At 59.4% G+C, this 26,883-nt stretch carries 26 protein-coding genes and 1 tRNA gene; 14 read left to right on the forward strand and 13 right to left on the reverse strand.

Annotated elements, in window-relative coordinates; all coding sequences use genetic code 11:
- Nucleotides 1-5 precede the first annotated feature (5 nt).
- Nucleotides 6-941: a 3-hydroxyacyl-CoA dehydrogenase family protein gene (locus tag SRB521_RS15045; RefSeq protein ID WP_116722290.1), complete on the forward strand. Its 936-nt coding sequence runs from the start codon at nucleotides 6-8 to the stop codon at nucleotides 939-941.
- 66 nt (nucleotides 942-1,007) lie between these two features.
- On the forward strand, nucleotides 1,008-2,402 hold the full coding sequence (locus SRB521_RS15050) for a TIGR00366 family protein (RefSeq protein WP_116722289.1): 1,395 nt from the start codon (nucleotides 1,008-1,010) through the stop codon (nucleotides 2,400-2,402).
- A 272-nt stretch (nucleotides 2,403-2,674) separates the two neighbouring features.
- On the opposite strand, the gene SRB521_RS15055 is transcribed toward SRB521_RS15050, so the two are convergent.
- Nucleotides 2,675-3,739, reverse strand: a complete 1,065-nt coding sequence (locus tag SRB521_RS15055) for a branched-chain amino acid aminotransferase (protein WP_033119397.1) — start codon at nucleotides 3,737-3,739, stop codon at nucleotides 2,675-2,677.
- Between the two features lie 219 nt (nucleotides 3,740-3,958).
- Here SRB521_RS15055 and SRB521_RS15060 point away from each other — a divergent pair, with 219 nt between their 5' ends.
- The 7 genes from SRB521_RS15060 to SRB521_RS15090 all read left to right on the forward strand — a co-directional run bounded on the left by SRB521_RS15060 (nucleotide 3,959) and on the right by SRB521_RS15090 (nucleotide 12,407).
- Nucleotides 3,959-5,959, forward strand: a complete 2,001-nt coding sequence (locus tag SRB521_RS15060; protein ID WP_058118602.1) for a DHH family phosphoesterase — start codon at nucleotides 3,959-3,961, stop codon at nucleotides 5,957-5,959.
- 97 nt (nucleotides 5,960-6,056) lie between these two features.
- On the forward strand, nucleotides 6,057-6,506 hold the full coding sequence (gene rplI, locus SRB521_RS15065; RefSeq protein ID WP_033118572.1) for a 50S ribosomal protein L9: 450 nt from the start codon (nucleotides 6,057-6,059) through the stop codon (nucleotides 6,504-6,506).
- A 75-nt stretch (nucleotides 6,507-6,581) separates the two neighbouring features.
- Nucleotides 6,582-7,931 (forward strand): replicative DNA helicase, encoded by a 1,350-nt coding sequence (gene dnaB / locus SRB521_RS15070; RefSeq protein WP_058118603.1) that lies wholly within the window; start codon nucleotides 6,582-6,584, stop codon nucleotides 7,929-7,931.
- A gap of 2 nt (nucleotides 7,932-7,933) precedes the next feature.
- The gene (gene tilS, locus SRB521_RS15075; protein ID WP_242976576.1) at nucleotides 7,934-9,373 is read left to right on the forward strand and encodes a tRNA lysidine(34) synthetase TilS; all 1,440 of its coding nucleotides are present in this window, start codon (nucleotides 7,934-7,936) and stop codon (nucleotides 9,371-9,373) included.
- Nucleotides 9,374-9,382: 9 nt separating this feature from the next.
- The gene (gene hpt, locus SRB521_RS15080; protein WP_075705610.1) at nucleotides 9,383-9,949 is read left to right on the forward strand and encodes a hypoxanthine phosphoribosyltransferase; all 567 of its coding nucleotides are present in this window, start codon (nucleotides 9,383-9,385) and stop codon (nucleotides 9,947-9,949) included.
- A 36-nt stretch (nucleotides 9,950-9,985) separates the two neighbouring features.
- Complete coding sequence (gene ftsH, locus SRB521_RS15085; protein WP_075704766.1) at nucleotides 9,986-11,899, forward strand: ATP-dependent zinc metalloprotease FtsH; 1,914 nt, start codon at nucleotides 9,986-9,988, stop codon at nucleotides 11,897-11,899.
- A complete protein-coding gene (locus tag SRB521_RS15090; protein WP_075704767.1) occupies nucleotides 11,892-12,407 on the forward strand; it encodes an O-acetyl-ADP-ribose deacetylase in 516 nt (171 codons plus the stop codon). The genes ftsH and SRB521_RS15090 overlap by 8 nt, the downstream gene beginning before the upstream one ends.
- Nucleotides 12,408-12,491: 84 nt before the next feature.
- Here SRB521_RS15090 and SRB521_RS16905 read toward each other — a convergent pair whose 3' ends face one another.
- From SRB521_RS16905 to SRB521_RS15110, 4 genes are all read right to left on the reverse strand, one after another.
- On the reverse strand, nucleotides 12,492-12,716 hold the full coding sequence (locus SRB521_RS16905) for a DUF4368 domain-containing protein (protein ID WP_075704768.1): 225 nt from the start codon (nucleotides 12,714-12,716) through the stop codon (nucleotides 12,492-12,494).
- A 157-nt stretch (nucleotides 12,717-12,873) separates the two neighbouring features.
- The gene (locus SRB521_RS15100; protein WP_338068285.1) at nucleotides 12,874-13,353 is read right to left on the reverse strand and encodes a hypothetical protein; all 480 of its coding nucleotides are present in this window, start codon (nucleotides 13,351-13,353) and stop codon (nucleotides 12,874-12,876) included.
- Nucleotides 13,354-13,889: 536 nt separating this feature from the next.
- Nucleotides 13,890-15,428, reverse strand: a complete 1,539-nt coding sequence (locus SRB521_RS15105) for a M23 family metallopeptidase (protein WP_116722288.1) — start codon at nucleotides 15,426-15,428, stop codon at nucleotides 13,890-13,892.
- A gap of 316 nt (nucleotides 15,429-15,744) precedes the next feature.
- Nucleotides 15,745-16,848 carry an MFS transporter gene (locus tag SRB521_RS15110; RefSeq protein WP_129868866.1) on the reverse strand — a complete coding sequence of 368 codons (1,104 nt, stop codon included), beginning with the start codon at nucleotides 16,846-16,848 and terminating at the stop codon, nucleotides 15,745-15,747.
- Between the two features lie 172 nt (nucleotides 16,849-17,020).
- Between SRB521_RS15110 and SRB521_RS15115 the strand changes: the two genes are divergently transcribed.
- Nucleotides 17,021-18,238, forward strand: a complete 1,218-nt coding sequence (locus SRB521_RS15115; protein ID WP_075704770.1) for an MFS transporter — start codon at nucleotides 17,021-17,023, stop codon at nucleotides 18,236-18,238.
- Between the two features lie 384 nt (nucleotides 18,239-18,622).
- On the opposite strand, the gene SRB521_RS15120 is transcribed toward SRB521_RS15115, so the two are convergent.
- From SRB521_RS15120 to SRB521_RS15130, 3 genes are all read right to left on the reverse strand, one after another.
- Entirely contained in the window at nucleotides 18,623-19,243 is a 621-nt protein-coding gene (locus SRB521_RS15120) for an S-layer homology domain-containing protein (RefSeq protein WP_116722286.1), read from the reverse strand.
- 110 nt (nucleotides 19,244-19,353) lie between these two features.
- Nucleotides 19,354-19,626 (reverse strand): pro-sigmaK processing inhibitor BofA family protein, encoded by a 273-nt coding sequence (locus tag SRB521_RS15125; protein WP_242848514.1) that lies wholly within the window; start codon nucleotides 19,624-19,626, stop codon nucleotides 19,354-19,356.
- A gap of 3 nt (nucleotides 19,627-19,629) precedes the next feature.
- Nucleotides 19,630-19,881, reverse strand: a complete 252-nt coding sequence (locus SRB521_RS15130) for a DUF2508 family protein (RefSeq protein ID WP_075704772.1) — start codon at nucleotides 19,879-19,881, stop codon at nucleotides 19,630-19,632.
- 550 nt (nucleotides 19,882-20,431) lie between these two features.
- Between SRB521_RS15130 and SRB521_RS15135 the strand changes: the two genes are divergently transcribed.
- The 4 genes from SRB521_RS15135 to SRB521_RS15150 all read left to right on the forward strand — a co-directional run bounded on the left by SRB521_RS15135 (nucleotide 20,432) and on the right by SRB521_RS15150 (nucleotide 23,067).
- Nucleotides 20,432-20,507: transfer RNA gene (locus tag SRB521_RS15135), tRNA-Gly, on the forward strand.
- 242 nt (nucleotides 20,508-20,749) lie between these two features.
- Nucleotides 20,750-21,628, forward strand: coding sequence for a GDSL-type esterase/lipase family protein (locus SRB521_RS15140; protein ID WP_165366659.1), 879 nt, complete (start codon nucleotides 20,750-20,752; stop codon nucleotides 21,626-21,628).
- 88 nt (nucleotides 21,629-21,716) lie between these two features.
- Nucleotides 21,717-22,223: an RNA polymerase sigma factor gene (locus tag SRB521_RS15145; protein ID WP_242976575.1), complete on the forward strand. Its 507-nt coding sequence runs from the start codon at nucleotides 21,717-21,719 to the stop codon at nucleotides 22,221-22,223.
- The gene (locus SRB521_RS15150; protein ID WP_116722283.1) at nucleotides 22,213-23,067 is read left to right on the forward strand and encodes a DUF3298 and DUF4163 domain-containing protein; all 855 of its coding nucleotides are present in this window, start codon (nucleotides 22,213-22,215) and stop codon (nucleotides 23,065-23,067) included. The genes SRB521_RS15145 and SRB521_RS15150 overlap by 11 nt, the downstream gene beginning before the upstream one ends.
- Nucleotides 23,068-23,140: 73 nt before the next feature.
- Here the strand turns inward: SRB521_RS15150 and obgE are convergent, their stop codons facing one another.
- The 5 genes from obgE to SRB521_RS15175 all read right to left on the reverse strand — a co-directional run bounded on the left by obgE (nucleotide 23,141) and on the right by SRB521_RS15175 (nucleotide 26,719).
- Nucleotides 23,141-24,418 carry a GTPase ObgE gene (obgE, locus tag SRB521_RS15155; protein WP_033119122.1) on the reverse strand — a complete coding sequence of 426 codons (1,278 nt, stop codon included), beginning with the start codon at nucleotides 24,416-24,418 and terminating at the stop codon, nucleotides 23,141-23,143.
- 88 nt (nucleotides 24,419-24,506) lie between these two features.
- Nucleotides 24,507-24,791 carry a 50S ribosomal protein L27 gene (gene rpmA, locus SRB521_RS15160; RefSeq protein ID WP_033119121.1) on the reverse strand — a complete coding sequence of 95 codons (285 nt, stop codon included), beginning with the start codon at nucleotides 24,789-24,791 and terminating at the stop codon, nucleotides 24,507-24,509.
- A 4-nt stretch (nucleotides 24,792-24,795) separates the two neighbouring features.
- Nucleotides 24,796-25,131, reverse strand: a complete 336-nt coding sequence (locus SRB521_RS15165; RefSeq protein WP_033119120.1) for a ribosomal-processing cysteine protease Prp — start codon at nucleotides 25,129-25,131, stop codon at nucleotides 24,796-24,798.
- A gap of 6 nt (nucleotides 25,132-25,137) precedes the next feature.
- Complete coding sequence (rplU, locus tag SRB521_RS15170; protein ID WP_033119119.1) at nucleotides 25,138-25,449, reverse strand: 50S ribosomal protein L21; 312 nt, start codon at nucleotides 25,447-25,449, stop codon at nucleotides 25,138-25,140.
- A gap of 160 nt (nucleotides 25,450-25,609) precedes the next feature.
- Nucleotides 25,610-26,719, reverse strand: coding sequence for a metallophosphoesterase (locus SRB521_RS15175; protein ID WP_033119118.1), 1,110 nt, complete (start codon nucleotides 26,717-26,719; stop codon nucleotides 25,610-25,612).
- Nucleotides 26,720-26,883: the final 164 nt, after the last annotated feature.

Raw genomic sequence — 26,883 nt, forward strand, 5'->3', positions numbered from 1 at the left:
TTTTCATGAAAGATATTAAGTATATTCTGATCTGCGGCGCCGGACTGATGGGCAAGAACATCGCCTTCGTCATGGCGTCCAATCCCACCTACGAGGTGGGTGTCTATGACCTGTATGAGACCGATGTGGCGGCTGGTATCCGGACCAACACCAAGCAGTTGATCGCCAAGGGCGCTCTCACCGAGGAGGAGCTGGCTTCCCGGCTCTCCCGCATCTCCTTCACCACCGACCTGGACAGCGAGCTGGTCAGGCGGGCCGACTTGGTGATCGAAGCCGTATTCGAGGACATGAAGATCAAGCGGGATATCTTCGCCAAGCTGGAGGCGCGCTGCCGTCCCGACACCATCTTCTGCACCAACTCTTCCGTTATGAGCCCCAGTGAGATCTCCGCCGAGCTCCAGCACCGGGAGCGCTTTGTGGGCACCCACTTCTGGAATCCCGGCCATCTGATCCCCCTGGTGGAAGTGGTCAAATCCGACGCCTCCTCCGATGAGGTGGCCCAGACCGTAATGGATGTGTTCGCCTCCGCCGGAAAGGAGCCCGTCCTGTGTAAGAAGGACGTGCCCGGCTTCATCGCCAACCGGATGCAGCACGCGCTGTGGCGGGAGGCCATCTCCATTGTGGAGCGCGGCATTGCCGACGCCGCCACCGTGGACAAGGCTGTGCGCTACTCCTTCGGCCTGCGGCTGCCCCAGTTGGGCCCCATGGAGAACGCCGACATGGTGGGCACCGACCTCACCTACAACATCCACGACTACATTCTAAAGGACCTGGAGGATTCCCATGAGCCCTCTCCCCTGCTCAAAAAGCTGCGCGGCGAGGGCAAGATCGGCTTCAAGACCGGAGAGGGCTTCCAGACCTGGACCCCCGGGCAGATCAAGGCGTCCAACGAGGGGCTCAACGACTACTTGGTAGATATGCTCTACGGAAAAAAGAAGTAATTTTCCACCGTTTCCTCACGCACCGCGCTTAAGCTATAATGTTGAGAGAGAAAGGAAGCGATTCTTATGTCCAGCAACACCGCTGCCCAGTCCAAGGGGACGCCGCTCTGGCGGATCAGCAAGAAATTTAACTTCGCCGCCGAAAAGATCATTCCCGATTCCTTCGTATTTTGCGTGATCCTGATGCTTGTCGTCTTCGTCCTGTCGCTGGTCCTCTGCGGCAAGGGCCCCTTGGAACTCCTGATCGCCTGGTGGGATGGCCTGAGCAGCCAGTTCACCCTGGCCTTCCAGATGGGCCTGATGGTCATTGTCTGTGCCACCTGCGCCCAAAGTCCTCAGGTTGCTAAGCTGTTGAACAAAATTGCAGGCTTGGTCAACAGCCGTACCGCCGCGCTGATTGTGTTGATGATTTTCGGCTATGTCACTTCCATGCTGAACTGGGCTTTCTGCACCATCGTCACCCCCATTTTGGCCATGCATCTGGCAAAGCGCATCAAAGGTCTCCATTTCCCCATGATGGTGGCCGGCGGCTACTCCTGCATGATCCTGGGCCAGTGTCTCGGGCCCTCCGCCACCCTGTACTCCAACCTGGCCACCGAGGGCAGTTCTTATGCGGCTATCGTAGGCCAGACCATGAGCGTAGCCGACACCTGCTACAACCCCATGAACATTATCCTCTTTACTGTCCTGGCCATCGTGTTTATTCTGCTGGTCCTTTTCACCCAGCCCGGTGAGCATGAACTGGTGGAGCTGGGCAATATCGCCACCCAGGCCGATGTAGAACCCAAGTCCTATCGCAGTACTACCAAAGCGGAGACACCGGCCGAGAAAATGAACACCTTCAAGCCCATCATGTGGGTGGTCGGCGCCTTCATCTTCGTCTATATCATCTATTCTGTGGCCACCAAAGGCCTGTTGGGCGCTCTGAATATGAATCTGGTCATCTTCCTGTTCGTGGGCATCAACTGCTTCCTGTTCCCCGAACCCCACGCCTGGATCGAGGCCCACTCCAACAGCATGCACCTGGCCACGGACGTTATGCTCCAGTTCCCCTTCTACGGTGCCATCATGGGCATGATGTACCTGGACGGCGGCCTGGGCTCCGTGCTGGTTAACGCCATCGTCTCCATAGCCAATGCTCAGACCTTGCCTATTTTCTCCTTCCTTTCGGCCTGTGTCACCAATCTGTTCATTCCCTCTCAGGGCGGTCAGTTCACTGTGCAAGGTCCTCTTATTGTTGAAGCTGCCAAGGCTATTCCGGGCGCCAACCTGGTCAACTGCCTCAACGCCTTTGTCTATGGCGACGAGTGCACCAACCTGCTCCAGCCGCTGTATGTCATTCCTGCCCTGTCTGTGGTCGGCATGAAGCTGAAGGATGTGTGGGGCTTCATGGCCTTCATCTGTATGTTCTGGGTGGTCATCACCTGCCTGGGTCTGTACTTCATCCCCACGTTCGTCTGATCCCTCGGCCTCCATCTCTGCGATTCCAATTCTGCACTACCTTCTCTGTCTGTGCAAACCCAATTCCAAGCTGCAAAGGGAGGGCCTCAGGGCCCTCCCTTTGCAGCACGCTCAGGAAAGGAGCGAACGGCCATGCGCTACCAAGTGGTCCGCATCGTCGAAAAGGGTCCCAATCACTGGCGCTGAGGGAGGTCCCCGTCGTCCCAAAACGCATAAAAGCCCCCGGAACGCCTGCTCAGGCGCTCCAGGGGCTTGTCTTTTTCTTCTTCTGTTTACAGTTTAACGGTCCAGCCGTAGGGGTCGGGCTCCACACCCCACTGAATACCTGTCAGAGTATCGTACAGCTTCTGGGTCAGGCTCCCGATCTCCCCGCCGTTGACCACCACGTGCTTGTCCTTCCAGCCCATCTCACCGATGGGAGAGATCACGGCGGCGGTGCCGGTGCCCCAGGCCTCCTCCAGCTTGCCGCTTTCGGCGGCGTCAAACAGCTCCTCGGCGGTAATGAGCCGCTCCTCCACCGCGTAGCCCCAGTCCCGCAGCAGTTCCAGGCAGGACCTTCTGGTGATGCCGGGCAGCACGGAGCCGGTGAGGGCGGGCGTGATGATCTTGCCGTCCACCTTGAACATCACGTTCATAGAGCCCACTTCTTCAATATACTTCCGGTGGACGCCGTCCAGCCAGAGGACCTGGGCGTAGCCCTGCTCCTCCGCCCGCTCACCGGCGCGGATGGAGGCGGCGTAGTTGCCGCCGCACTTGGTATAGCCCGTACCGCCCTTGACGGCCCGGACGTCGTCGTTTTCCACATAGATTTTCACCGGGTTGATGCCCTCGGCATAGTATGCCCCCACAGGTCCGGTGATGATGCAGAAGAGATAGCTGTGGGAGGCGTGGACTCCCAGACTGGCATCGGTGGCGATCACAAAGGGGCGGATATAGAGGGAAGTGCCCGGCTCGTTGGGCACCCAGTCGGCGTCCACCTTCACCAGAGCCTTGACCGCCTCTACGAACAGCTCCTCGGGGACCGGCGGAATGCACAGGCGGTCACAGGAGTCGGCCATACGCCGGGCGTTGTCGGCGGGCCGGAAGAGCTGTACGCTGCCGTCGGGAGCCCGATAGGCCTTCAGCCCTTCAAAGACCTCCTGGGCATAGTGGAACACCATGGCGGAGGGGTCCAGCATAAAGGGGCCATAGGGAACGATGCGGGGGTCGTGCCAGCCCTGTCCGGCGTGATAGTCGAGCAGGAACATGTGATCGGAAAAAATCTTGCCAAATCCCAGAGTTTTGGGGTCGGGCTTTTCCTTGAGCTTGGCGGCGCGCTGGATTTTGATCTCCTCCATGGTGGATGCCTCCCTAAACGTTATCTGATTAGAGGATATTATAGCAGTATCGCCACTTTAACGCAATAGAGGAAGTGACGGAAAATGGGATTTCCCCACCCTGCTCCGCCGTCACTATTTCATTTCTCTCTCCCAGGGGCAGCCCTTGTATTTTCCCCCCTTTTCTGATATAATAAATTCTCATATCAGGCTTTCATCCAACTTTAAGGAGGTGTGCGTTTGAAGAACAAAAAGCTCTCCAACCTGCTGGAGCCCAGTCTGGGGCTCTATCTCACCTGCCTGGTCCTTTTTGCTGCCGCCTCCGCTCTGTTTTCCGTGCCGCTGGCCGTGGTGGAGGGGGTCGTGGTCGTCATTCTCTACCTCTATCTTCGCCGCAGCAACAGCCTTCGCAAAAAGGAGATGCTTCGATATATCGACTCGGTGACGACCAACATGGACGCGGCCAGCCGGGACACTATGCTCAACTCTCCCCTGCCCATGGTCCTCTTCCAGCCGGACACCGACGAAGTCATATGGTCCAACGAGCGGTTTCTCCAGCTCACCGACGAGAGGGACCATCTCTTTGACACCAAGCTCTCCACACTGGTCCCCGGCTTCGATTCCCGGTGGCTCCTGGAGGGAAAGAGCGCCTGTCCCGGGGAGGTGAAGCTGGGAGCCAAGCGTTTTCTGGTCTTCGGCTCCCTGGTCCGCTCCGAGGAGAAGCGCGGCCGCGCGGCCGCGCTGGCCACGACTTACTGGGTGGAGATCACCGACTACTCCGCCGTGAAAGAGGAGTTCTTCGCTTCTCAGCCTGTGGTGGCCGTGCTGCTGCTGGACAACTATGAGGATGCGGTGAAATCCGCCGACGAATCCGGGCGCACCGCCCTGCTCAGCGAGATTAACAAGCGTCTGGCCGCCTGGGTGGCCCCCACCGGCGGTCTCTTCTGCCGCTATGACCGGGACCGCTATCTTTTCCTCTTTGAAGAGCGCTATCTCAAGCATTTTCAGGAGACCAAATTCGATGTACTCGACGCCGTACACGATATTCCCAGCCCCAGCGGCGTGCCCGCCACGCTCTCCATCGGCGTGGGGAAAGACGCCCCCAGTTTCAAGGAACTGCTGGAGTATGCCTCTCTCTCCATCGAGATGGCCCTCTCCCGGGGCGGCGACCAGGCCGTGGTGAAAAACAAATTCAACTTCGAATTCTACGGCGGCCGCAGCAAGGAGATGGAGAAGCGCACCAAGGTAAAGAGCCGTGTCATGGCCAATGCACTGGGCGAGCTCATTGCCGACTCCTCTTATGTCTTTGTCATGGGTCATAAATTCCCGGACCTGGACTGCATCGGCGCCTGTGCCGGGGTGTGCGCCATCGCCCGGAAGCGGGGCGTACAGGCCCGCATCATCCGGGAACCGGGCAACAATCCCGCCGCTGATATGGTGGGCAAGCTCAGTCAGACGCCGGAGTATAAGGAGACGTTCCTCTCCGCCCAGGACGCCATCATCCTGGCCGATCCGCGGACGCTGCTGGTGGTGGTGGACACCAACCGCCCGGAGCAGGTCATGAGCCAGGACTTGCTGGAGTGCTGTACCAGGGTGGCCGTCATCGACCACCATCGGCGGGCCGCCTCCTACATCTCCAACGCCGCTCTCAACTTCCACGAGCCCTACGCCTCTTCCGCCAGTGAGCTGGTCACCGAGCTGCTCCAATACATCCTGGAGCCCACCGACCTGCTCAAGATCGAAGCGGAGGCCATTTTGGCGGGTATTGTGCTGGACACCAAAAACTTCACCATGCGTACTGGTACTCGTACCTTCGAGGCGGCGGCGTTTCTCCGCCGCTCCGGGGCCGACACCGGAGATGTGAAGAAGCTCTTTCAAAATGATCTGAGCGGCGTGATTGCCCGCTATGACATCATTCGGACCGCCCGGATGTACCACAATGACATCGCCGTGGCTGCGGTGGATCACACGGTCGGGCGGGTAACGGCGGCGCAGGCCGCTGACGAGTTGCTCAACATCAGCGGCATCGACGCCTCTTTCGTCCTCTTCCCCGACGCGGATGGAGAGCGGGTGGTCATCTCCGCCCGCAGCATGGGGGACACCAACGTGCAGGTGGTTCTGGAAAAGCTGGGCGGCGGCGGCAATGCCGCCACCGCCGGAGCCCAGGTGCCCTCCGGCAGTGTGGAGGAGGTCCTCCAGCGGCTTCTGCGCGCCATCGACCAGTATTTCGAGGAAGATTGACAGCGGGAGGACACCTGAAGCGCACGCCCTTAGCGGTTGGCGCATTGCGGAAATCCATGCGGCATATTAAATTTGATCCGGAAAGGAACGACATAACATGAAAGTGATTTTGAATCAGGACGTCAAGGGCCAGGGCAAGAAGGGCCAACTAGTGGAGGTCTCCGACGGCTACGCCCGCAATTTTCTGCTCCCCCGCAAGCTGGCTGTGGAGGCTAACGCTGACAACGTAAACAAGATGAAGCTGGAGGAAAAGGCCAAAAAGGCCCGTGAGGCTGCGGAAAAGGCCGAGGCCGAGGCCATCGCCGAGCAGCTCAAGGGCTGCACCGTGAAAATCTACGCCAAGTCCGGCTCCGGCGGGCGCCTCTTCGGCGCCGTCACCTCCAAGGAGATCGCCGAGTGCCTCAAGGCCCAATACGGCCTGGATGTGGCCAAGAGCAAAATCGTCCAAGAGGAACCCATCAAGTCCTTCGGCACCTATGACCTCAAGTGCAAGCTCGGCTATGAGGTGGCCGGCAATCTTCACGTGGTCGTCGCCGAGGAGAAATAAGCGGTACGGTAGCCCGCCGAAAAGCGGGCGGTGCGGAGCGGACCTTGCTCCGACGACAGGAGGTGCGGAGAGAAAATGGACGAGGAACTCTTGGTCCGTCAGATGCCCCATTCGGTGGAGGCGGAGCAGGCGGTGCTGGGCTCCATGCTCATCGATGTCCGATGCGTCCCCGCCGTCATCGAAAAACTCCGCCCGGAGGACTTTTATCTCAAGCAGAACCGGGATATCTATGAGACCATCTATTCCATGTTCAGTCTCTCCGAGACCATCGATCCGGTAACTGTACTGGACCATATGCGTCTGGGAGGCGTATTCGACGAAAACACCTCCCGGTCCTATATCCTTCAGCTTATGGAGGTCACCCCCACCGCCGCCAACGTGGGGGAATACATTGAGATCGTAAAAGACAAATCTTTGCTGCGCCGCATTGCGGAGACCGCCGGAGACCTCACGGCCATGGTGCAGGAGGGCACCGGTACCGCCCAGGAGGTGCTGGATGCCGCCGAACAGCGCATCTACGCCATCCGGCAGGGCCGCTCCAGTCAGGGGCTCACGCCCATCTCCTCCGTGGTGCTGGACGTGTTGGACCGGCTGGAGGAGCTCTCCAAGCTGGACGCCGCCGTGCCCGGACTGTCCACCGGCCTCCCGGATGTGGACGCCGCCATCTCCGGCCTCAACAACTCCGACCTGATCCTGCTGGCCGCCCGTCCCGGTATGGGCAAGACTTCTTTTGCCCTGAACGTCCTTCTTCAGGTAGGCAAGTTCTCGGGCAAAACGGCGGTGTTTTTTTCTCTGGAAATGAGCCGGGAACAGTTAGCCATGCGCCTCATCTCCAACGAGGCCTTTGTCGATAACAAAAAGCTGGTGACCGGCCGGCTTTCCGATGAAGACTGGGACAAGATCGCCCTGGCCGCCGCCGCCCTGGGCCGCTCCAAGATCCTGATCGACGACAATCCCGCCCTCTCGGTCGCCGATATGAACGCCAAATGCCGTCGGGTGGATAACCTGGGGCTCGTCGTCATAGACTATCTCCAATTGATGCAATCCGCCGGCGGCAAGCAGCGCTACTCCGGCGAGAACCGTCAGCAGGTGGTGTCCGACATCTCCCGGGCCCTGAAGATCATGGCAAAGGAGCTCAATGTGCCCGTGGTGTGTCTTTCCCAGCTCTCCCGTGGACCGGAGAGCCGCCAGGACAAACGGCCCATGCTCTCCGACCTGCGCGAATCCGGCGCCATCGAGCAGGATGCCGACATTGTCATGTTCCTTTATCGGGACGACTATTACAATGAGGATTCCGAGCTGCGGAACCTGGCGGAGTGCATCATTGCCAAAAACCGCCACGGGGAGACCCGAAAGGTGGAGCTCCAGTGGCTGCCCGAGTACACCACCTTCTCCTCCATCGACCGGACCCATCAGGAGTACTGATTATGGATAAGCGCCCGGACTGTGCCATGAATCGGCTCATAGACGAATATGATATGCTGCCTCCGGGGTGTACCGTGGTCTGTGCGGTCTCCGGCGGAGCGGATTCCATCTGTCTGCTCCACCGGCTCAACCAGCTGCGGGCGATACGTCCCTTCACCCTGGTGGCCGCCCACTATAACCATCATCTTCGGGGCGCCGAGTCCGACCGGGACGAGGCCTTTGTGAAGCGCTGGGTGGAGGACTGGTGTGGCCCAGACCCAGCCGCGGGCCAGGCCCCCCTCCCTGCCGTCCGGCTCATCACCGGCGGAGGAGACGTCTCCGGGGAGGCAAAGCGCCTGGGCCTGGGCTTGGAAGAGACCGCCCGCCGGATGCGGTATGCCTTTCTGGAGGAGGCCGCGCGGGCCGTGGGTGCAGACCGGATCGCCACCGCCCACACCGCCGACGACAACGCTGAGACCGTCCTCCTCCATCTCATCCGGGGCTCCGGTCTCCAGGGCCTCACCGGCATCCGCCCCCGCCAGGGGCGGCTGGTCCGCCCCCTGCTCACCACCACCCGCCGGGAAATCGAGGATTATCTGGAGCTTTACCATATTCCCCACGTGGAGGACAGCACCAACCAGGACGACGCCTACACCCGGAATCAGGTCCGGCATCAGGTGATCCCCCTGCTGGATGAGATCAACCCCTGGTTTGTCCCCCGCATGGCGGACACCATTCGCTATCTCCGCTCCGACAACGACTATCTCTCCGCCCAGGCCGCGGCGGTCGCCCGCAGGGCGAGACCTGCGGGCGACGGCGGGCTTTCGATCTCTGCCGCCCTCCTGGCCTCTCAGCCCGACCCCATCGCAGTCCGCATCGTGAGCTGTCTGCTGGGCCGTCTGGGGGAGTTTCAGTTCCGCGCCGCCCATCTTACCGCCGTGGTGGCCCTCTCCCGCTCGCCATCCCCCTCCGGAGCAGTGAGTCTGCCCCACAGCCTCACCGCCCGGCGTGTCTATGGGGAGCTGATCCTGGTCCGTGGGGCACGCCGCTCCCCCTCCTTTGCGCCTGTTTCCCTGTCCGTTCCCGGCGAGGCGGTCCTGCCCTCCATCGGCTGGACCATTGCCTGCCGCCGGGCCCCGGCACCGGAACAGCCGCCCGATACCCCAGACCACTTCTTTCTCGATCCCTCCCGTCTGACCGGTCCCCTGGTGGTCCGCCCCCGTTTGACCGGAGATATGATCACCCTCCCCCGGCGGCGTGCCAAGACAGTCAAAAAGCTACTCATCGACGCCAAGGTGCCCCGTTGGGACCGGGATCGTCTTCCCCTGCTGGCTGACGCATCAGGCCCTCTGTGGCTGGCAGGTTTCGGCCCCGACCAGGGCCGCCTCTCGTCTTCCGGCGCGCCGGCGCTGGAGGTCATCGCCCTCAGAACCGCTCCCGCTGAGGAGCTTCAGAATGAGTAAAGGATGGATATGGATATGCTGGAACAGGACATCGAACGGGTCTTATTCACCGAAGAGGCGCTCCGCACCAGAGTACAAGAGCTGGCCAAACAGATTGACCGGGACTACGCGGGCAGGGAGCCCATTCTCATCAGCGTCCTCCGGGGCTCCTTTGTCTTTATGGCGGATCTGGTGCGCTCCATCACCCTCCCCTGCACCCTGGACTTCATGGCCGTATCCTCTTACGGCGCCGGCACTACCTCCTCCGGTCAGGTGAAGATCACCAAGGACCTCTCGGAGAGCATCGAGGGCAAGGATGTCATCGTGGTGGAGGACATTCTGGACAGCGGCAACACCCTGAGCTATCTGCTCAAGCTGCTCCAGGCCCGGCACCCCGCCTCCATCCGGCTGTGTACGCTGCTGGATAAGCCCTCCCGCCGCACCAAGCCCGTGGAGGCCGACTACACCGGTTTTTCCGTAGACGACCTCTTTGTCGTGGGTTATGGGCTGGACTTTGCGGAAAAATACCGCAATCTTCCCTACATAGGCATCCTGAAGCCCTGTGTCTATGAAGAGGAGCTTGTCACGGCGGACTAAGTATCCCCACCCCATACAGAAGGACGTGGTACTTTCTTGAAAAAAATCAGCCTGCGGGACGTGGCCTTTTACGGCCTGATCCTGATGATCCTGGTGGGGACCCTCTGGACCCTCCAGAATATGAACGCCACCGCCGCCCCCTCTTATGCCCAGGTCCGCCGGGAGCTGGAACAGCAGAACGTGGAGCGCCTGGTGGTGGACAAAAACAACAACCTGACCCTCTTCCTGAAGGACGGGACCACCCTCTCCTACAAGCTCTACTCCCTGGAGCTCTTCCGGGAGGATTTCAACGAGCTCATTATAAAGCAGTGGCAGGCGGGCATCCTCGCTGACTACGATTATCCCCCCGACCCCACACCCTCTCCCTGGATGTCCTTCCTGCCATATCTGGCCATTTTTGTCATCTTCGGCTTTATGTGGTATTTTATGTTTCTGCGCCAGAACGGCGCGGGCGGAGGCGGAGACAAGACCGCCCGTTTTGGCCGTGCCCGGACCCGGACCCTGGCAGACCAGGGCGACAAAAAGGTGACCTTCGATAATGTGGCCGGCGCGGATGAGGAAAAAGAGGAACTCCGGGAGATCGTAGAATTCCTCCGGGACCCCAAGCGGTTTGTGGCCCTGGGGGCCCGTATCCCCAAGGGCGTGCTACTGGTAGGCCCACCGGGCACCGGCAAGACCCTGCTGGCCCGCGCCGTGGCGGGCGAGGCCGGCGTCAACTTCCTCTCCATCTCGGGCTCGGACTTTGTGGAGCTCTATGTGGGCGTGGGCGCCTCCCGGGTCCGCGATCTCTTTGACCAGGCCAAAAAGGACTCCCCCGCCATCGTCTTTATCGATGAGATCGACGCCGTGGGCCGCCAGCGCGGCGCCGGCCTGGGCGGCGGCCATGACGAGCGTGAGCAGACCCTGAACCAGCTTTTGGTGGAAATGGACGGCTTTTCGGCCAACGAGGGTGTCATCGTTCTGGCCGCTACCAACCGGGTGGACATCCTCGATCCCGCCCTCCTGCGTCCCGGCCGGTTCGATCGGCAGGTCTACGTGGGGTATCCCGACATCAAAGGGCGGGAGGCCATTTTGAAGATCCACGCCCGCAATAAGCCCCTGGCGGACGACGTCTCCCTGGCGGAGCTTGCCAAGGCCACCGGCGGCTTCACCGGTGCGGACCTGGAGAACCTGATGAACGAGGCGGCCCTGCTGGCCGCCCGCCGGGAGGAGCGCTTCATCACCATGGAGGATCTCCACGAGGCGGTCATCAAAGTCATCGCCGGCCCGGAGAAGAAGAGCAAGGTGGTCACGCCCCGGGAACGGCGCCTCACCGCCTATCATGAGGCAGGCCATGCCGTGGTCAATCACAGCTTGGAGACCGCCGATCCGGTCCATCAGATCACCATCGTGCCCCGGGGCGGCGCAGGCGGCATGACCATCAGCCTACCCCAGGAGGACAAGAACTTCCTCTCCCGGACGGAGCTCACCGAACGCATTGCCTCTCTGCTGGGCGGACGGGTGGCCGAACAGCTCACCCTGGGGGATATCTCCACCGGCGCGGGCAACGACATCCAGCGGGCCTCTTCCATCGCCCGGAACATGGTCATGCGCTACGGCATGAGCGACCGGTTGGGTAGCGTCACCTTCGATACCGGCCATGACGAGGTCTTTATCGGTCGGTCCATGGCCCAGGCCAAGAGCTATTCGGAGGAGGTCGCCGGTATCATCGACGAGGAGGTCAAGACCCTCATCGACAACGCCTACGCCCGGTGTGAGTCCATTTTGAAGGCGCACGCCAAGGAGTTGGACCTGGTGGCGCGCTACCTGCTGGAGCATGAGACCATGGACTCCAAGACCTTTGAGCAGGTCTTTACCGACCCGGCCTCTCTGCAGGCCCAGCTCCCCGCAGACGGGGACGGCGACTCGGCCTCCGACCCCTGGCCGGAACCCGGCAACGGCGATGCGTGAGCCCATCCGCACCCTGCTGGGCGACATCACACAGATCCGGGCAGATGCCATCGTCAACGCCGCCAATCCCTCTCTTCTGGGAGGAGGGGGTGTGGACGGGGCCATCCACCGGCGGGCCGGCCCGGCCCTCCTGGCTGAATGCAGGACCCTGCACGGCTGTAAAACAGGGAGCGCTAAAATTACAAAAGGTTATTCTCTGCCCGCAAAATACGTTCTGCATACCCCCGGTCCGGTATGGCACGGCGGCGGACATGGGGAGGAGGCTATGCTGGCCTCCTGTTACCGCTCCTGTCTGGAACTGGCCCTGTCGCATGACTGCCGGACCGTCGCCTTTCCCTCCATCAGCACCGGCGTCTATCGATTCCCTCTGGACCGGGCCGCCCCCATTGCCGTCGGAGCGGTGCGGGGATTCCTCACCTCCCACCCAGCCGCCTTTGACGAGATCCTCTTCGTCTGTTTTGACGAAAAGACCAAACACGCCTATGACATGGCACTGGAACGCAGATAATATAAAAGGCAGCCCGTCTCTTGGCTGAGGACACAAAAGGTCAAGCAGCGTAATGTACGAGAGTACATTACGCTGCTTGACCTTTTAGATCGAGTTTTGCAAGCACCTGTGCGTCCTCCATCGCGCCGATGAAGGTATACGCTGCTGCCGGTGGCCGCTGCTTCTGTCACCATCATGAATAACAATTTCTTTAATCAGATCTCGAAGCATTCCTGGGGTCAGTTCCTCAAGTGTATTACTCGCCATCTTTAATATGATCTGGCCGCGATGAGCGCGGAGCGGGGAGCCCCAGTCCGCACAGTACAACATTCCAGAGAACAGCGCAGGAATTCTTGCTTAGTGAGGCGTTTCCGGTGAGCGCGTATCCTTTGAATTGTTTAATTGTTTTTGAAAAATACCCCAACTCCGTGTTGGAGTTCTGTATTACAAAACTACCGTCCGGCCTGATAATATGATAATACATCAGCTACTCTTCATCCTCTAAGGAAAGGAAATCGGTGATGTACTCCAGTGGGACGGCTGCTATCAGTCCAGTGCTCATACTGCCATCCTGCATAGGGTAAGCAGTAGCATCAACGCCAAACAATACCACTAGATTTCCAGCAGGATCACTACCTAACGCGACTCTTTGCTCTCCTCGTACTAATGCTTCTACAAAGGGCTCCGGGTTCAGTGGCTGTATTGATTGTCCACAAAGAGTCTGAAAATCTCCCTCAGTAGAACAAAGTGCTAAATAGTCAAAGTTCCTGACCTGTGCCCTGTAAACAAGTTCCTCATATAACTTTTCTTTATTGTTATTATCTGCTGAGACAGCAGAAACAATGCCGCTGACCTGATCAAAACGCAACTTAATAACAGTTTCAAAGTGTCTGGACATTTGTTCATTCATTCTAGACATATAAATTTGACCAATTTCGTAAACGGCCTTTTCACTCTTTCGACTCATGTAGATTCCGAGCAGGCTAATATCCGGGTTCCAGAAAAATACTAGTTAGCACGCAATGGAAAGAGATATCCTTTCCCGCTTGCTGGTGAGTTTCCCAAGCCCCTGGCCCGACACAAAACGTGCGGGCCGAACACCACGCGAACGTGGTGGCTTGCGCGTCCTTGCGGACGCTTCTATTCCGGAGGCATAGCAAAAGCCGGAAACGGAGTCAAGGGTAAAATAAATGCGCTACGCGCACCCCTGACATCGCTTCCGGCCTTTGTCTTTGGGCAGGCAAAGCAAGGTGTATTGCTCTGCCTCGGCTCCATAGAAGCGATCTTATGCACCCGGCTCGGCCATCTTCTCGCCTCATTTCCTGGAGGCAGCTATCCGGAAATGGGTATGAAAAAGGGACACTGCTTCAAGTCAGTGTCCCTTTTCGTGTATTTTTCTTAAAACCCTCGCCCGTTTAGCCGCCTATCCGAATCATGGTCTCTTTCCTTATTCGTCATCAGCCCTTGAGGGACGGGCGGCCTTTTATATTGCAAGCTTCCGTTTCAATTGAGATAGGCCGCCGGATTTACCGCCGTGCCGTTGATGCGGATCTCAAAGTGGCAATGGCTGCCGGTGGAGCGCCCGGTGGAACCGGCCTTGGCGATGGTCTGCCCCTGATAGACCTTGTCGCCCGCAGAGACCAGCAGGCTGGAATTGTGTCCGTAATAGGTCTGCTCGCCGTTGCCATGGTTGATGATGACCAGGTAGCCATAACTGCCCTTGTACCCCGCAAAGGTGACGGTACCGCCGTCAGAAGCCTTTACCGAGGTGCCGTAGGGAACGGCGATATCCAGTCCAGAGTGGTAACTGTAAGAGCCGAAAATGGAGCGGTAGCCAAAGCGGGATGTGATGCGCCCATAGACTGGCCAGATATAGTTCCCTGTGGGATACCAGGTGGGCCGCTCTTTGGTCCCGACTGCGATGACCTTCTCCGTGGCCTCCCGCAGGACAGTGGTAGAGGTGACGTTGCGCTCCTTTTCCACGCCGTTGACATAAGTCACGTCGGCGGTCACCAGCGCCTCGCCGGGGATACCGGCATCCAGCACCTTGGACTCGCCCTGATACATGCTGTCATCCTCCACTTCCCGGACCTCGCAGGCGATCTCCTCATGGTAGGTGAGGCTGTCCACCGTCTGCACCCCCAGGAAGGGGATCTCCTCTTTGATGTTCAGGATCTGGCCGATATACAGCTTGTTGATGTCGACACCGGGGTTAAGCTCCTCCATCTCGGCCATGGTCATATCATTGTCGAAGGCCAGAGCCATAAAGGTATCGCCCTTTTGAACCTCGTAGGTGGTCTGCCCGTTGGTGTTTTCCGTGAGCATGGCCAGCATGGCGGCGGTGTCCTGCTGAACATCGGAGGGCGTGTACTCCCGGGTGATGTGGACGTTCTTGGTGTAACTTACGGAAACCGTGTTCTCCGTCACGTAGGGAGCCGCCAACTGCTCCAACATTCCGTCCAGCGCCGCCCGATCCGTGGCCGCACCCACGAACTGGCCGTCCACCGTGAGGACATAGCTCTTCATGACCTCACCGATCTGATCAAAGAGATAGGTCTCAAATTCAGCAGCCGGGGTAATCTGATCCTGTCCGGTGAGGGCCATCTCGTAGCTCACCTCGTGCGCCAAGTGGTAGTCATAGCCCAAAATATCGGAGGCCCGCTCTTCCACGCGCTCCACCGCCTGCCGGAACACCGACTGGTCTCTTACGAGCCCCACATCCACGCCGTCTACCGTAACAACATAGGCCGGGGTGTACATCGTGCCCACCACAGCGGCAATGCCTATCACGGCTGTCAGCGCCAGAAATGGCAACGGCGCCATTTTGGGCCGCCCGGCAACAGCGGACCGAGTCCGGTGATATACCCGGATGCCCTGCAGCCGGAACACGCGTCCCTGCGCAACCCCCGCCTCCATCAGCTTGCGGAACCGCTCTCCTGCGCGCTCAGCCTTCTCTCTCCCGCCCTGAGCAGACGGGGCGCGGCCTTTGCGCTGCGTATGGAGCGGGAACTCTTCCTGCGGCGCCCGTAGGATCTCATCCATGCAGACGAAGCCTCCCTTATGCGTTAGTCAGAAAATCCGATCAAAATAATCGAAGAATAATGACAGAGCGATAATAAATGATTACAAAAGGTTACAAAAGTAATGATACACGCTTTTCCGTACAGCGTCAAGTCCTTTTTGGTAAGAAACGGTCGAGTCCATTCCCGCTCTTTTGACGGAGTAACGCCGCAATATGTTGCGGATTCCTGCCTCTATTTTATAAATATCCACCATTTATCGGGTCACAGGTTCCAAGTGCGCCCTCTGCGCAGAGCGAATTTTTCGTGATTTTGCTGTAACATTCCTGTAACAATGCCTATGCGGCCAGTCCCCCGGCCATCGGAGCGAGCGCGATCATCACCAAGCTGAACGCCATGGAGGACACGGAGATGAGCGTGGCGCGCTGATCTGAGGGCAAGTTTTCGTTGAGCCGGCTGCCCGTCAGCGTCTCGAGCGCGTCGTCACAGGCTACGGCCAGGAGGCCGCCGGCAGCCATCAGATGGACGGCCCCTGTAAGCGGCATCAGGCATCCCACGGTTACCCCCACAGCGCAGAGCGCCCCGGCCCTACGGTAGGAGAGCCGGGAAAGCGGCAGCGCCAGCCGTGCTCCAGCCACACCCCCCAGCTCGATCAGCAGCAGAAGCGGCCCCAGCAGTGCAGAGGGTGCGCCGGCGCGGACCAGCGCGTCCTGGAGAAAAAAACGCAGCAGTGTGGCGCAGGCGCCCACTAGGGCGTTAAAGAGCATAAGCCCCACCGTCCGGGGATGGGCGGCTAGAAAGCCGAGGGCCTCCCGGCCGCAGTTCTCCAGGCGTTCCGGCAGGTCCCGAAGAGCGGGCCTGCTCCGTGCCCTTTGGGCATCCGTGACTTCCGGCTCGGCCAGGCGGCAGGTCAAGGCGGCGGCCAGCAGGGAGAGCAGCAGATCGACGCCGTATCCCCGGACATATCCCAGCGCCGCCGCTGCCCCGGCGCACAGGGTGGAGAGCGCCTGCGCACCGCGCCACAATGTATTCTGTAAGGAAGAGATGCGGAGATAGTCTCTTTCCCGTCCCGCCTGGAGCAAAGAGTCGTAGGTAATGGCCTCCCTCGTACCGGAGGCCAGGTTATATGCCATTGCGTTGAGCGCCATGGCCAGGCACACCCCTGCCATAGACTGTGAGAGCATCATGGCGGCGGCGGAGCAGGCGAACATGGTCTGACTGGCAATCAGCGTCCTGCGGCGGCCCAGAACGTCGGCCAGCATACCGGACGGCACTTCGCAACAGAAACTGACCACATGGAAAAACGCCTCTGCCACCCCCACTTGAAACAGGGAAAACCCCCGTCCCACCAGCAAAAGGACCCAAACACCCCCCGCCAGCCGAATATTCCCCCAAAACTCCAGCCGCAGAAGCGTGCGGAGCTGTTCTTCAATCTCAAACATCTTTTTCATTCCCTTGTTTTCAAAGTATCACCGCAACAATTTGTCACAATAAATTTGTGAAAAGTGGTTGTATCCATTTTATATCTCTGATAAAATGTTGCATTATCAACCAATTGCTCCCCTTTGTCCCCGTCCGCCCCTGTATATCTATGGAAGAAAGGAATTGGGACCTATGAAGAAGCTGATGAGAAACCCCATTGCGGTCCTGGTCTGCGGTATGGCCTCTCTGCTGTTGTTTGGCCTTATCTATGTCTGGTCTATTTTTGTCGCGCCCCTTGAGGCCGAATTTGGCTGGACCCGCGCAGAGACCTCGGTGGCCTACACCCTCTCCATGCTCTGCCTCTTTGTAGGAATGGCCCTCAACGGCGTGCTCGCGGCCCGCCTGTCGCAAAAAACCGCTCTGATGCTGGGGATCACTTTGGCGGTATCCGGCTTTTTGGGCAGCTCCTGTACGGTCTCCCTTTTTACTCTCTACCTTTTTTACGGGGTCTTTGTGGGCACGGGCATCGGTATTTGCTATAACGCCTGGCTGACCGGAGTGGTCCACTGGTTTCCTGGCCGGAGTGGTTTTGTTTCCGGCATCCTGCTGGCCGGCTTCGGCATGGGCGGCCTGTTGTTCAGTCCTCTGCTCTCCCACTTTGTAACCTCTGGGCCGGGCTGGCGGAATGTTTTCCGCATGATCGGCATCGTCCTTCTGGCTGTCTCCGTCCTGACTGCGGGATTTCTCCTCCAGGAGCCGCCGCAGGCCGGCAACGGCAAAAAGGACTCCTCCGCAAGCCATGATTTCACCACAAGGCAAATGCTTGCTTCCCCCAGCTTTTACCTTTTTTCAATTTGGAAGGTTATTTTGTCCCTTTTGGGTCAGGCCGTGATCGGACAGGCGGCGCTGATCGCGGCGGACATCGGGATGCCCGCCACGTTGAGTGCAATTGGCGTCGGCCTGCTCAGCGCCGGAAACGGCCTTGGCCGCCCGCTTTCCGGCTGGCTCGCCGACCGCTTTGGGAGCTGGAAGCTCATGGTGGCCCTTTCCGCCATCTTTGTTTTCCTGTCCATAGGAATGGTGGCGGCCTATCAGGGCAGCTATGCCCACCTGCTCATCCTGCTCTTCGTTCTGCTGGGGCTGGCCTATGGAAGCATGGCTCTGCTGGCCTCCTCTTTTACCGGAGAGATCTACGGCATGAAGTATTACCGTTTAAACTACGGCGTTGTCTCCTCTACCTCTATCGTGGGTACCCTGGTAGCCTCTTACATCAGCATCATCAAAACCGCCACCGGCTCTTACCTGAATTTCTTCTATATCATGATAGGAGCCAGCCTCTTCTCTTTCCTCAGCGTGGTGATTCTGCCCTTCTCAATCCGGCGTATGAACCGAAAATATGCACATACCTAAAAGGGAAGCCGCGCTGCCATTTTCAGCGCGGCTTCCTCCTGCAGGGCACAGAAAAGCCGCGGCGGAATGCCGCGGCCGGTGTCTATGGGATACGCTTCACCGCCGTGGGGTCCGCAAAAAGGGCGCAATAATCCCGTTGGTGGCAAAGACATTTCCTTTTAATACCATTATGAGCCGATTCTTCCAACCCATATCGCACCCTCCTCCCCACGCGTTTTCTTCACTATAGCAGGAGTCCCTCCTCCTGTCAATCCGGTGCATCGGCTTCTCCTTTTCAAAATATTCCACCCTGCGCCATGCTCCTTGCCATGGAACAAAGACCGGCGCACAGCTCCAAGAGCTGTGCGCCGGTCTTTCCGCATTCTGTTCCGCTCAGAAGCCGCTTTATCCTACAGCGGGCGTCATGAGCCGCTGCAGGATCACCGCGAGCTGCGCCCGTGTCGCCGGGCCGCCGGGGTCCAGCTCCCCATTGTCCCGCCCGGTGATCAGTCCGGCCCCCACGGCATGGGCCATGCCCTCGCGGGCCCATGCGTGGACGCTGTCCACATCGGAGTATATGTCCAATACGCCGTTAGCCAGCTCCTCTCCCGCATATTGGCTGTATCGGTAGAGGAAAACCGCAAGCTGCTCCCGGGTAACGATATCCCCGCCGCCGAAACTCCCGTCGCTGCGTCCGGCCGCAATGCCGTTTTCCTCCGCCCAAGCCACGGCGTCGGCATAGAAATACCATGCCTCTACATCTGCAAAAGAGCTTCCGCCCTTGGGGGCGGGGCTGCCCGCCATACGCCAGAGGACAGCGGCCACCATACCCCGGGTCACCTGCCCGTCGGGTGAAAAGGTGGTGGTCGTCGTCCCGTTCATGATCCCTCCGTCGGATACCGCTGCAGCTGCTTCTGCATACCATGCGCCGGAGGGCACATCGGTGAAAGCTGCTGCGGCGGCCGGGCCCGTCACTGCTGCCGTCAGGCCCAGTGCCAGCATCAGCGCGCAAATTTTTCGCTTCATTTCCACTCACCTGCTTTTTGATCTATTGAGGTCTTCGCAGGCTACATTTTACGGCATGGTTGTTTCGAATCTGTGAACAGAGTGGAAAAATGGCAAAGAAAATTTTTCCGTTATCTGGCTAGGGCCCAATTGAGCATCAGGAGCAGTCCGAATCCGGGTACGCCCAGCAGCCCCATGACCAAGGCGTTGGCCAGGTTGACTCCCAGGCCCACACCGATCAGCGGCCCCAGCGGGCTCAGCGCCGCCAGCGCGGCCAGAGAACACAGGGTCCGCAGACAGAGTCGGGTCAGGTATTGGATGGGCTGCCGCAGCAGAAGCAGCGCGGCCACTGCCACCAGTCCCACCAGGAGCCAAGGCAGTGTGTCGGTCAAAAAGCCTTCCACCGCTCAGGCCTCCTGTCCCTCGAGCTCCTTGACCCGCCGCAGCAGGTAGGAGTATCGTGCCTGAAGAGAATTGATCTCAAAGACATAGGACTCGATCAAGTCCGGGTCCCCGGTGCCGTTAAACCCCACATAAGCTTGGTTGATGAGGGTCCGGGTCCGGATCAGGCCCTCCCGCAGGGCCCGCAGCTCCTCGTCCCGCTCGTTTTCCGCCCGCCGGCGGAAGAAAAACACCTTGTTTTTGGCCGCCTCCGTCATAGGTGGACCGCCTCCTTTCTTTTTAAAATGTTTATTTTCAGTTTGGGCAAATATGACACGTCCTATACCGAAAAATGCCAGGTATTTCTTTGCCCCCTCTGTGCACACTAGATCTCGGACAGGTTGGAAACGACCTTCCGCTGGACAAGACATCTCCTTTTAAGCCGGTGCCGGGCGACGTCGCCCTCTGGCGAAAGGCGAAAGGAGAAGCCTGCATTGGGCAGTGTTTCTCTGAAAACAAATCCCCAAAGCCAAAGCGGAACTTCCACCGTCCAACATCCGGTCCGCCCACGCAAGGAGTGCTTCCAAGGCGTCGGGACAGCGGATCGAAAAGGCCGCCGCGCTCCATAGAGTGCGGCGGCCTCTGCATATATGCCTCTCCGGACTCTCCATCTGGACAAAGGCGGATGCACAGCCTCTCCGCCGCATATGGGCGCAGGGTGGGGTGTGAACGCCGCTTCTTTGCTCTTCACTTCTTTCTCAGTCGCGCATTTTTTACATTTTCTCTTGACATCAGAGCGGGGATTGCGTATAATATTATTCGTCGCTTGCAGGTGTAGCTCATCTGGTAGAGCGCCACCTTGCCAAGGTGGAGGTAGCGAGTTCGAGCCTCGTCACCTGCTCCAGGAAAAGAAAGACACGACATATGTCGTGTCTTTCTTTTTTTAATTTGGCGGCCTTGGGACGCGTTGCGCCAAAAGAAAAATACGACTGCAGTCGTATCTTCCTCTTTATCCCCGCCATTGGGCATACCTTTCCCTTGCGCTGCAAAGGCTGCTCTTTTTTCCTCTTTTTTATTTTTTTCAGGCAAACTTTTTCTCCCCCTGTCGTGTCTAATCATCAGAAACACGAAAGGACGGGAACTCCCATGGTCCAGACCTCCAAAAACACTTCCGGCAAGCGGACCGCCCGGCGGAACCGCTCTGCGCTCCGCCTCCCCGTTGCCGTGCTCCTGATCTCCCTCACCCTGGTGGGTGGGCGCTCTCTGCTCTCTCCCGGCCAGGGCGCGGAAGCGCCCATGCTTCCGGAACCGGTCCCCGCTGTCACCCAGACGCCCTCCCCCACCCCGGTTCCTACCCCATTCCCTGTCCCTACCGCTCTCCCTGCCCAGGAGACGCATCCGTCCGCTCCTTATGACTACACCGTCCCCGTTCCCGCCTCCGACCCCGCCGAGGCTTCCTGGTTCTCCGACGCCGCTTTCCTGGGGGATTCCCTCACTGACGGCCTGCTCCTCTACAGCGGCATCCGGGGCGCCGACAACCTGGCCTATAAGGGCCTTACCGTGCAGTCCATCCGTACCGACAAAGTCATCAAGACCGACAGCGGCAAGGTGACTCCCCTGGAGGCCTTGGGCACCAAAACCTATGGGAAGGTCTATCTGCTTCTGGGCGTGAATGAGTTGGGCTGGTATAATGACCAGAGGTTCTACAAAGCCTACGGGGGGTTGCTCGATCTGGTGCGGGATGCACAGCCGGACGCACAGATCTATTTGCAGACCCTGCTGCCTGTGACCGCGGAAAAATCGGACAGCCATGCTTATCTCACCAATGACAAGGTAGAGACCTACAATGCCCTCATCGCCGAGCTGGCCGCGGAGAAAGAGGTCTACCTGGTGGATCTCCACGCCTCCTTTGCAGGCGATGACGGCGCGCTGTGCCCGGAGGAGAGCACTGACGGCGTCCACCTCACCAAGTCTGCCTATCAGCGCTGGCTGGAGGTCCTGCGCACGCACACCGTCAGCAAATAGGCCGCCCCTGCCCATTGCGGACCTTTCGCCTCGCCATCCACGGCCATGGATGCGCCCTATCCTAACAGAGAAAGAAGCTGCCGCCCCTTTGAGATCGACCGCCCCGGACACCCGCCAGCTCCTGGTGGACCATATCACAGCCGGACAGACGGATTTTTACCGCCTGGTGTTCAGTTATGTCCAAAATCGGGATGCAGCCCTGGATGTGGTCCAGGAGGCCGTCGTAAAGGCCCTCACCAAGGTGGACACGCTGCGGGAACCCGCCTATCTCAAGACCTGGTTTTATCGGATCTTACTCAATGAGTGCATGAACCACTTCCGGCAGAGCCGGAGACTTGTCCCCCTTGAAACGTCCCTGGACGAGCGCGCGACCGAAGGGCGGGACCCGGGAGAGCGCCTGGACCTCTATGATGCCATCGGCAAGCTCTCCCCCCGTGAACAGGCGGTGATCCGGCTGCGTTTTTTTGAAGACATGAAACTGGAAGAGATCGCCCAGTGCACAGGGACGAACCTGAATACAGTAAAGTCCCGGCTCTACAAGGCTCTCAAGAAACTCAAGGAAATGACAGGAGAGGAGATCGAACATGAATCCTGAATTGGAGCGCGCAAAAGAGCGTTATCACAGTGTGGAGCCTCCGGAAGAGCTGGCCTTTGCGGTGGCCACCGCCGTCCGGGCGGGCGACCAGGCCCGCCGGAGCAGGCACGCCCTGCGCCGGAGCCTAGGTACAGCCCTGGCCAGCTGCGCCTGCTTTGTCCTTCTGGTCAATACCAGCCCCACCTTTGCCCAGGCGGTATATGAGGTGCCGGTGCTGGGCCAGCTCGCCCGCATTTTTACCGTTGCGGAATATCAGATTGAGGACCAGGAGCACCTCATCGACGTGCGTCTCCCGGCCCTGGAGAACACCGGCCACACTGCGCTGGAGCAGCGCATCAACACCGAGATATCCACCCGCATCCAGTCCCTTCTGGACGAGGCGGAGGAGAGGGCGCGGTCGGCCAGGGCGGCCTATATCGCCACCGGGGGCGAGGCGGAAGACTTTATGCCCGTTATCATCGATGTGGACTATGAGATCAAATGCCAAAATGACCGGTATCTCTCTTTCCTGATCACGGAAACAGAGACCCAGGCCACCGCTTTCCAGCAGCTCTATCCCTACAGCATCGATCTGGAAAGCGGAAAGGAGCTGACCCTTCGGGATCTGCTCGGCCCCGACTGGAAGGAGATCGTCAACGCCTCTGTACGGGAACAGATCGCCCAGCGCAGTCAGGACCCCGACCATGTTTACTGGGGCGGCGACGAGTACAGCGAGGCATTTACCTCCATCCGGGACAACCAGCCCTTTTACCTGAATGAGGCGGGCCGTCCGGTGGTCCTGTTTGAAAAGTATGAGATCGCCCCAGGCTATATGGGCGTGCAGGAGTTTGAGATCCCATCGTAAGACTGAGGGCCGCTCCCCGTTGGGGAGCGGCCCTTCTTAAAAAGTGGATTCCCCACCTTTTGGACGATCTCATTTATCTCTGATATTCAAATTCCAGATTATAGAGGCACACGGTGTCTCCGTCCCGGACGCCCTCGGCCTCCATCCGGTCAAAGAGGCCGGACTCCCTCAGAATACGATCAAACCAGTTTCGAGACTCCACATCTCCAAAATTGACATTGGCCATCAGCCGCTGGAGCCAGGGCCCATCCACCATCCACACATCGTCCACCTTCTCGATGCTCACCTCTCCGCTGGTATCGATCTCCGGCGGAGCGGGTACATAGTCGGGTTCATACACGGTGATGGGGGGCAGTCCGGCAAGCTCTCCGGCTGCGGCGCGCATCAGCTCCTCCACCCCCTGGTGGGTGGCGGCGGAGAGCGTAAAGAAGCGCATCCCCCGCTCCTCCACATGTGCCTTGAGCCTCTCCAGCAGGGCGGGGTCCTCTGCAATGTCCGCCTTGTTGCCCGCCACCAGCATGGGGCGGGAGGCCAGCTCGGGACTGTACTGCCGGAGCTCCTCATTGATGGTCTCAAAGTCCTCCACCGGGTCCCTGCCCTCCCGGCCGGATACATCCACGATATGGATGAGCAGACGGCAGCGGTCCACGTGCCGGAGGAAGTCATGCCCCAGTCCGGCTCCCTCTGCGGCGCCCTCGATGATGCCCGGGATATCGGCCATGACGAATGAGACCCCCTCGTCCACATAGACCACGCCCAGATTGGGAAAGAGGGTGGTAAAATGGTAGTCTGCGATCTTGGGCCGGGCCTTGGACACCACGGAAAGGAGCGTGGATTTTCCCACATTGGGAAACCCCACCAGACCCACGTCAGCTAACAGCTTCAGCTCCAGGACCACCTCCCGCTCTTGGCCGGGAAGACCGGCCTTGGCAAAGTTGGGGACCTGCCGGGTAGGGGTGGCGAAGTGCTTATTGCCCCATCCGCCATTGCCGCCCCGCGCCAGCACGAAGGGCTCCCGCGTGGACATGTCGCAGATGATCTGCCCGGAGGCCGCGTCCCGCACCACCGTGCCCAGAGGCACCTTGATGACCATGTCCTCCCCATCCCTGCCGGAACAGCGTTTTCCGGTGCCGTCCATGCCGTTTCCGGCCACATACTTGCGCTTATAGCGGAAGTCCATCAGGGTAGACATATGGTCGTCCACCCGCAGGATCACGTCGCCGCCCCGTCCGCCGTCGCCGCCGTCCGGTCCGCCCGCGGCCACATATTTTTCCCGGTGAAAGGACACGGCTCCGTTGCCGCCCTTGCCGGACTTCACCAGGATCTTTGCGGTATCCACAAATGCCGGCATGATGACACCTCCTGTATCTCTTCCCAATTTTCCCACACATAGAAAAGGCCCCGAACGACGCGCGTTCGAGGCCTTTAGTATGCCCAGGTTACTGCGCGATCTCCACAATGGAGACCTGCTTGCGGTCCTTGCCCAGCCGCTCGAACTTGACCTTGCCGTCCTTGAGGGCGAACAGGGTGTCGTCGCTGCCCTTGCCCACGTTGACGCCGGGGTGAATATGGGTGCCGCGCTGCCGCACCAGGATATTGCCGGCCAGGACGAACTGACCGTCGCCTCGCTTCACGCCCAGGCGCTTGGACTCGGAGTCACGGCCGTTACGGGTGGAGCCGACGCCCTTCTTGTGGGCGAAAAACTGAAGACCGATGTTCAGCATGGTATTACACCTCCATGTCTAAGACAATAATATGATCCGGATACTCCTCATGCAGGTCCGCAAAGTAGACCATCATGGCTGTCAGAAGGGTCTGACATGTGCTCTCATTGGTCTGCCCCAACCCGCCGGGAAGCTTTAGGGAGATGGACGCATCCTTTTCCCGCACCTTCACCGCGGCTTCCAAACCCAGCACGTCGTTGACGGCGCACTCGGCCAGCCGGACCGCGCTGGTGACGGCTGCACAGAGGATATCCTCTCCCGCGGGGGCGAGGCCGCTGTGTCCCTTGACCTCAAAGCCGGTGATCCGGCTGCCCTCGGAAGTAAATGTGACCTCGATCACTTGAACTCAGGCCTCGATCTTTTCGATCTGCACCTTGGTATAGGGCTGACGATGACCCTGGCGACGGCGGTAGCCCTTCTTGGGGTTATATTTGAAGATCATGACCTTCTTGCCCTTGCCGTTCTTCACAACGGAAGCGCTGACTTTCGCACCCTCCACCACGGGGGCACCGAAGGTGGCCTTGTCCTCACCCAGCACAGCCAGGACCTTATCGAAGGTCACGGCCTCGCCAGCCTCGGCGTTCAGCTTCTCGATGAAGAGGGTGTCGCCCTCGGCCACCTTGTACTGCTTACCGCCGGTCTCGATGATCGCATGCATTCTTTTGATTCACTCCTTCATTACGGGCTCGCTGTCGGGGGAGGAGGGAAATCCCTCTCTTTTCTGCCGCGCGTGCGCGCTGGGGCGCTCCGCACTTTGTTCCCATTCAAAGCGGCTATAATAGTATATCAGCACATTTCTGGAAAGTCAATGGCTTTTTTCAGCCCTTTCCAGGGGTTTCAAGTCCTCCAAAGTACCATCCGGTCACGCCGTTTTTCTTGCAGAGACAACCCCGGCTGGTCTCCTCCACAATGGAGAGCGCATCTCCCGGCTCCACCCCCAAGCGATAGTCGCTGATGTCCTCGCACCAATCCCGGTCCCCTTGCCTTCTCAGATACTTGGTGGGCACCTCCAGCGTCCGGCCCGTGGACGCCTGCCGGCACAGGGAAAATTCCTCTCCCCGCTCCAACACCTCCACGTCGTCGTCGGTCCAGTGGATCACAACGGCGTCCCGCCCTTCTTCCTGCCGGTCCAGCGCCGTCTTCACCGGGCAGTCGTCATAGCTGATCCAGGAGAACGCCTCGCTGCCCGCCTCCGGGATCACCAGCGCGTTGAGCTGTCCGTCCCGCTTGAGCACACAGCCGCCGTCGATGCTGATGATCTTCCGCGTCCGTTCGATGATGGGATTGGAACAGAGGCGGTCCCCCCGATAGAGTGCCACAGGCCAGTGCCCCACCACGCAGTATTTGGGGAAGACGCGGCCCTGACCCAGGAAATCGTCATTTTTCATGCACTGCCAAGCATCCAGCTCCTCCATGTGCGCATAGGAGGGCACCCCGCCATGGACAAAGACAAGGTGCTCAGACTCTAGAATGGTGGGCAGCGACCGCAGGAACTCCAGTTCGGACCGGAATCGCTCCAGCAACAACATCCGCAGACCGGGCAGGTCCCCGGGCCCTCTCACTTCCATCCCCGCCTCCGCGGCCATCTGCAAAATAAGCGCTCTCTCCCCCCACACGCTGAGGTAGAAGCGATAGAAATCCCGGCCCAGCTCCCCGTTACCATAGATAAAGTCCACCGCCAGATTGTCACAGTTGCCGCACAGGGCGTACACTGTGTGGGTGGCGGAGAGCTCCATGATGTACCGCAGCGTGGCCAGACTGTCCCGCCCCTTTTCCACCAGATCCCCCACCAATACCAGGATATCCTCCCTGGAGAAGCCTGCCTTCGCCAGAAGGGCCTGGAACCAGGGGAGATTGCCGTGGATGTCGCTGATGACCAGGATACGGCGCCCCGCCGGAAATTCTACTTGCTTGACCACTGCTTTCATGGGTTCACCTCGGAGAGATCATGATGATTTATTATACCATTTTTTCATGGAATGGGAAGCGGCCTGGGGAAAAGATCAGCGGGGTCGCCCAGCCTGAAAAAATCACAAAGAGCTTCGGAGATGGTCACAGCCATCTCCGAAGCTCTTTGTTCAGATCCGAATCG

Origin of the sequence: Intestinimonas butyriciproducens (assembly GCF_004154955.1) — a bacterium.
Classification (GTDB): Bacteria; Bacillota; Clostridia; order Oscillospirales; family Oscillospiraceae; genus Intestinimonas; species Intestinimonas butyriciproducens.

Coding starts and splice junctions, on each gene's coding strand:
- tilS (WP_242976576.1), top strand. CDS start 7,934: ATGGATAAGCGCCCGGACTGTGCCATGAATCGGCTCATAGACGAATAT.
- SRB521_RS15090 (WP_075704767.1), top strand. CDS start 11,892: ATGCGTGAGCCCATCCGCACCCTGCTGGGCGACATCACACAGATCCGG.
- SRB521_RS15045 (WP_116722290.1), top strand. CDS start 6: ATGAAAGATATTAAGTATATTCTGATCTGCGGCGCCGGACTGATGGGC.
- dnaB (WP_058118603.1), top strand. CDS start 6,582: ATGGACGAGGAACTCTTGGTCCGTCAGATGCCCCATTCGGTGGAGGCG.
- rpmA (WP_033119121.1), bottom strand. CDS start 24,791: ATGCTGAACATCGGTCTTCAGTTTTTCGCCCACAAGAAGGGCGTCGGC.
- obgE (WP_033119122.1), bottom strand. CDS start 24,418: ATGCCGGCATTTGTGGATACCGCAAAGATCCTGGTGAAGTCCGGCAAG.
- SRB521_RS15175 (WP_033119118.1), bottom strand. CDS start 26,719: ATGAAAGCAGTGGTCAAGCAAGTAGAATTTCCGGCGGGGCGCCGTATC.
- SRB521_RS15120 (WP_116722286.1), bottom strand. CDS start 19,243: ATGAAGCGAAAAATTTGCGCGCTGATGCTGGCACTGGGCCTGACGGCA.
- SRB521_RS15110 (WP_129868866.1), bottom strand. CDS start 16,848: ATGTTTGAGATTGAAGAACAGCTCCGCACGCTTCTGCGGCTGGAGTTT.
- SRB521_RS15130 (WP_075704772.1), bottom strand. CDS start 19,881: ATGACGGAGGCGGCCAAAAACAAGGTGTTTTTCTTCCGCCGGCGGGCG.
- SRB521_RS16905 (WP_075704768.1), bottom strand. CDS start 12,716: ATGTTGTACTGTGCGGACTGGGGCTCCCCGCTCCGCGCTCATCGCGGC.
- SRB521_RS15115 (WP_075704770.1), top strand. CDS start 17,021: ATGAAGAAGCTGATGAGAAACCCCATTGCGGTCCTGGTCTGCGGTATG.
- hpt (WP_075705610.1), top strand. CDS start 9,383: ATGGATATGCTGGAACAGGACATCGAACGGGTCTTATTCACCGAAGAG.
- SRB521_RS15100 (WP_338068285.1), bottom strand. CDS start 13,353: ATGAGTCGAAAGAGTGAAAAGGCCGTTTACGAAATTGGTCAAATTTAT.
- rplU (WP_033119119.1), bottom strand. CDS start 25,449: ATGCATGCGATCATCGAGACCGGCGGTAAGCAGTACAAGGTGGCCGAG.
- SRB521_RS15050 (WP_116722289.1), top strand. CDS start 1,008: ATGTCCAGCAACACCGCTGCCCAGTCCAAGGGGACGCCGCTCTGGCGG.
- SRB521_RS15150 (WP_116722283.1), top strand. CDS start 22,213: ATGAATCCTGAATTGGAGCGCGCAAAAGAGCGTTATCACAGTGTGGAG.
- SRB521_RS15055 (WP_033119397.1), bottom strand. CDS start 3,739: ATGGAGGAGATCAAAATCCAGCGCGCCGCCAAGCTCAAGGAAAAGCCC.
- SRB521_RS15140 (WP_165366659.1), top strand. CDS start 20,750: ATGGTCCAGACCTCCAAAAACACTTCCGGCAAGCGGACCGCCCGGCGG.
- SRB521_RS15105 (WP_116722288.1), bottom strand. CDS start 15,428: ATGGATGAGATCCTACGGGCGCCGCAGGAAGAGTTCCCGCTCCATACG.
- rplI (WP_033118572.1), top strand. CDS start 6,057: ATGAAAGTGATTTTGAATCAGGACGTCAAGGGCCAGGGCAAGAAGGGC.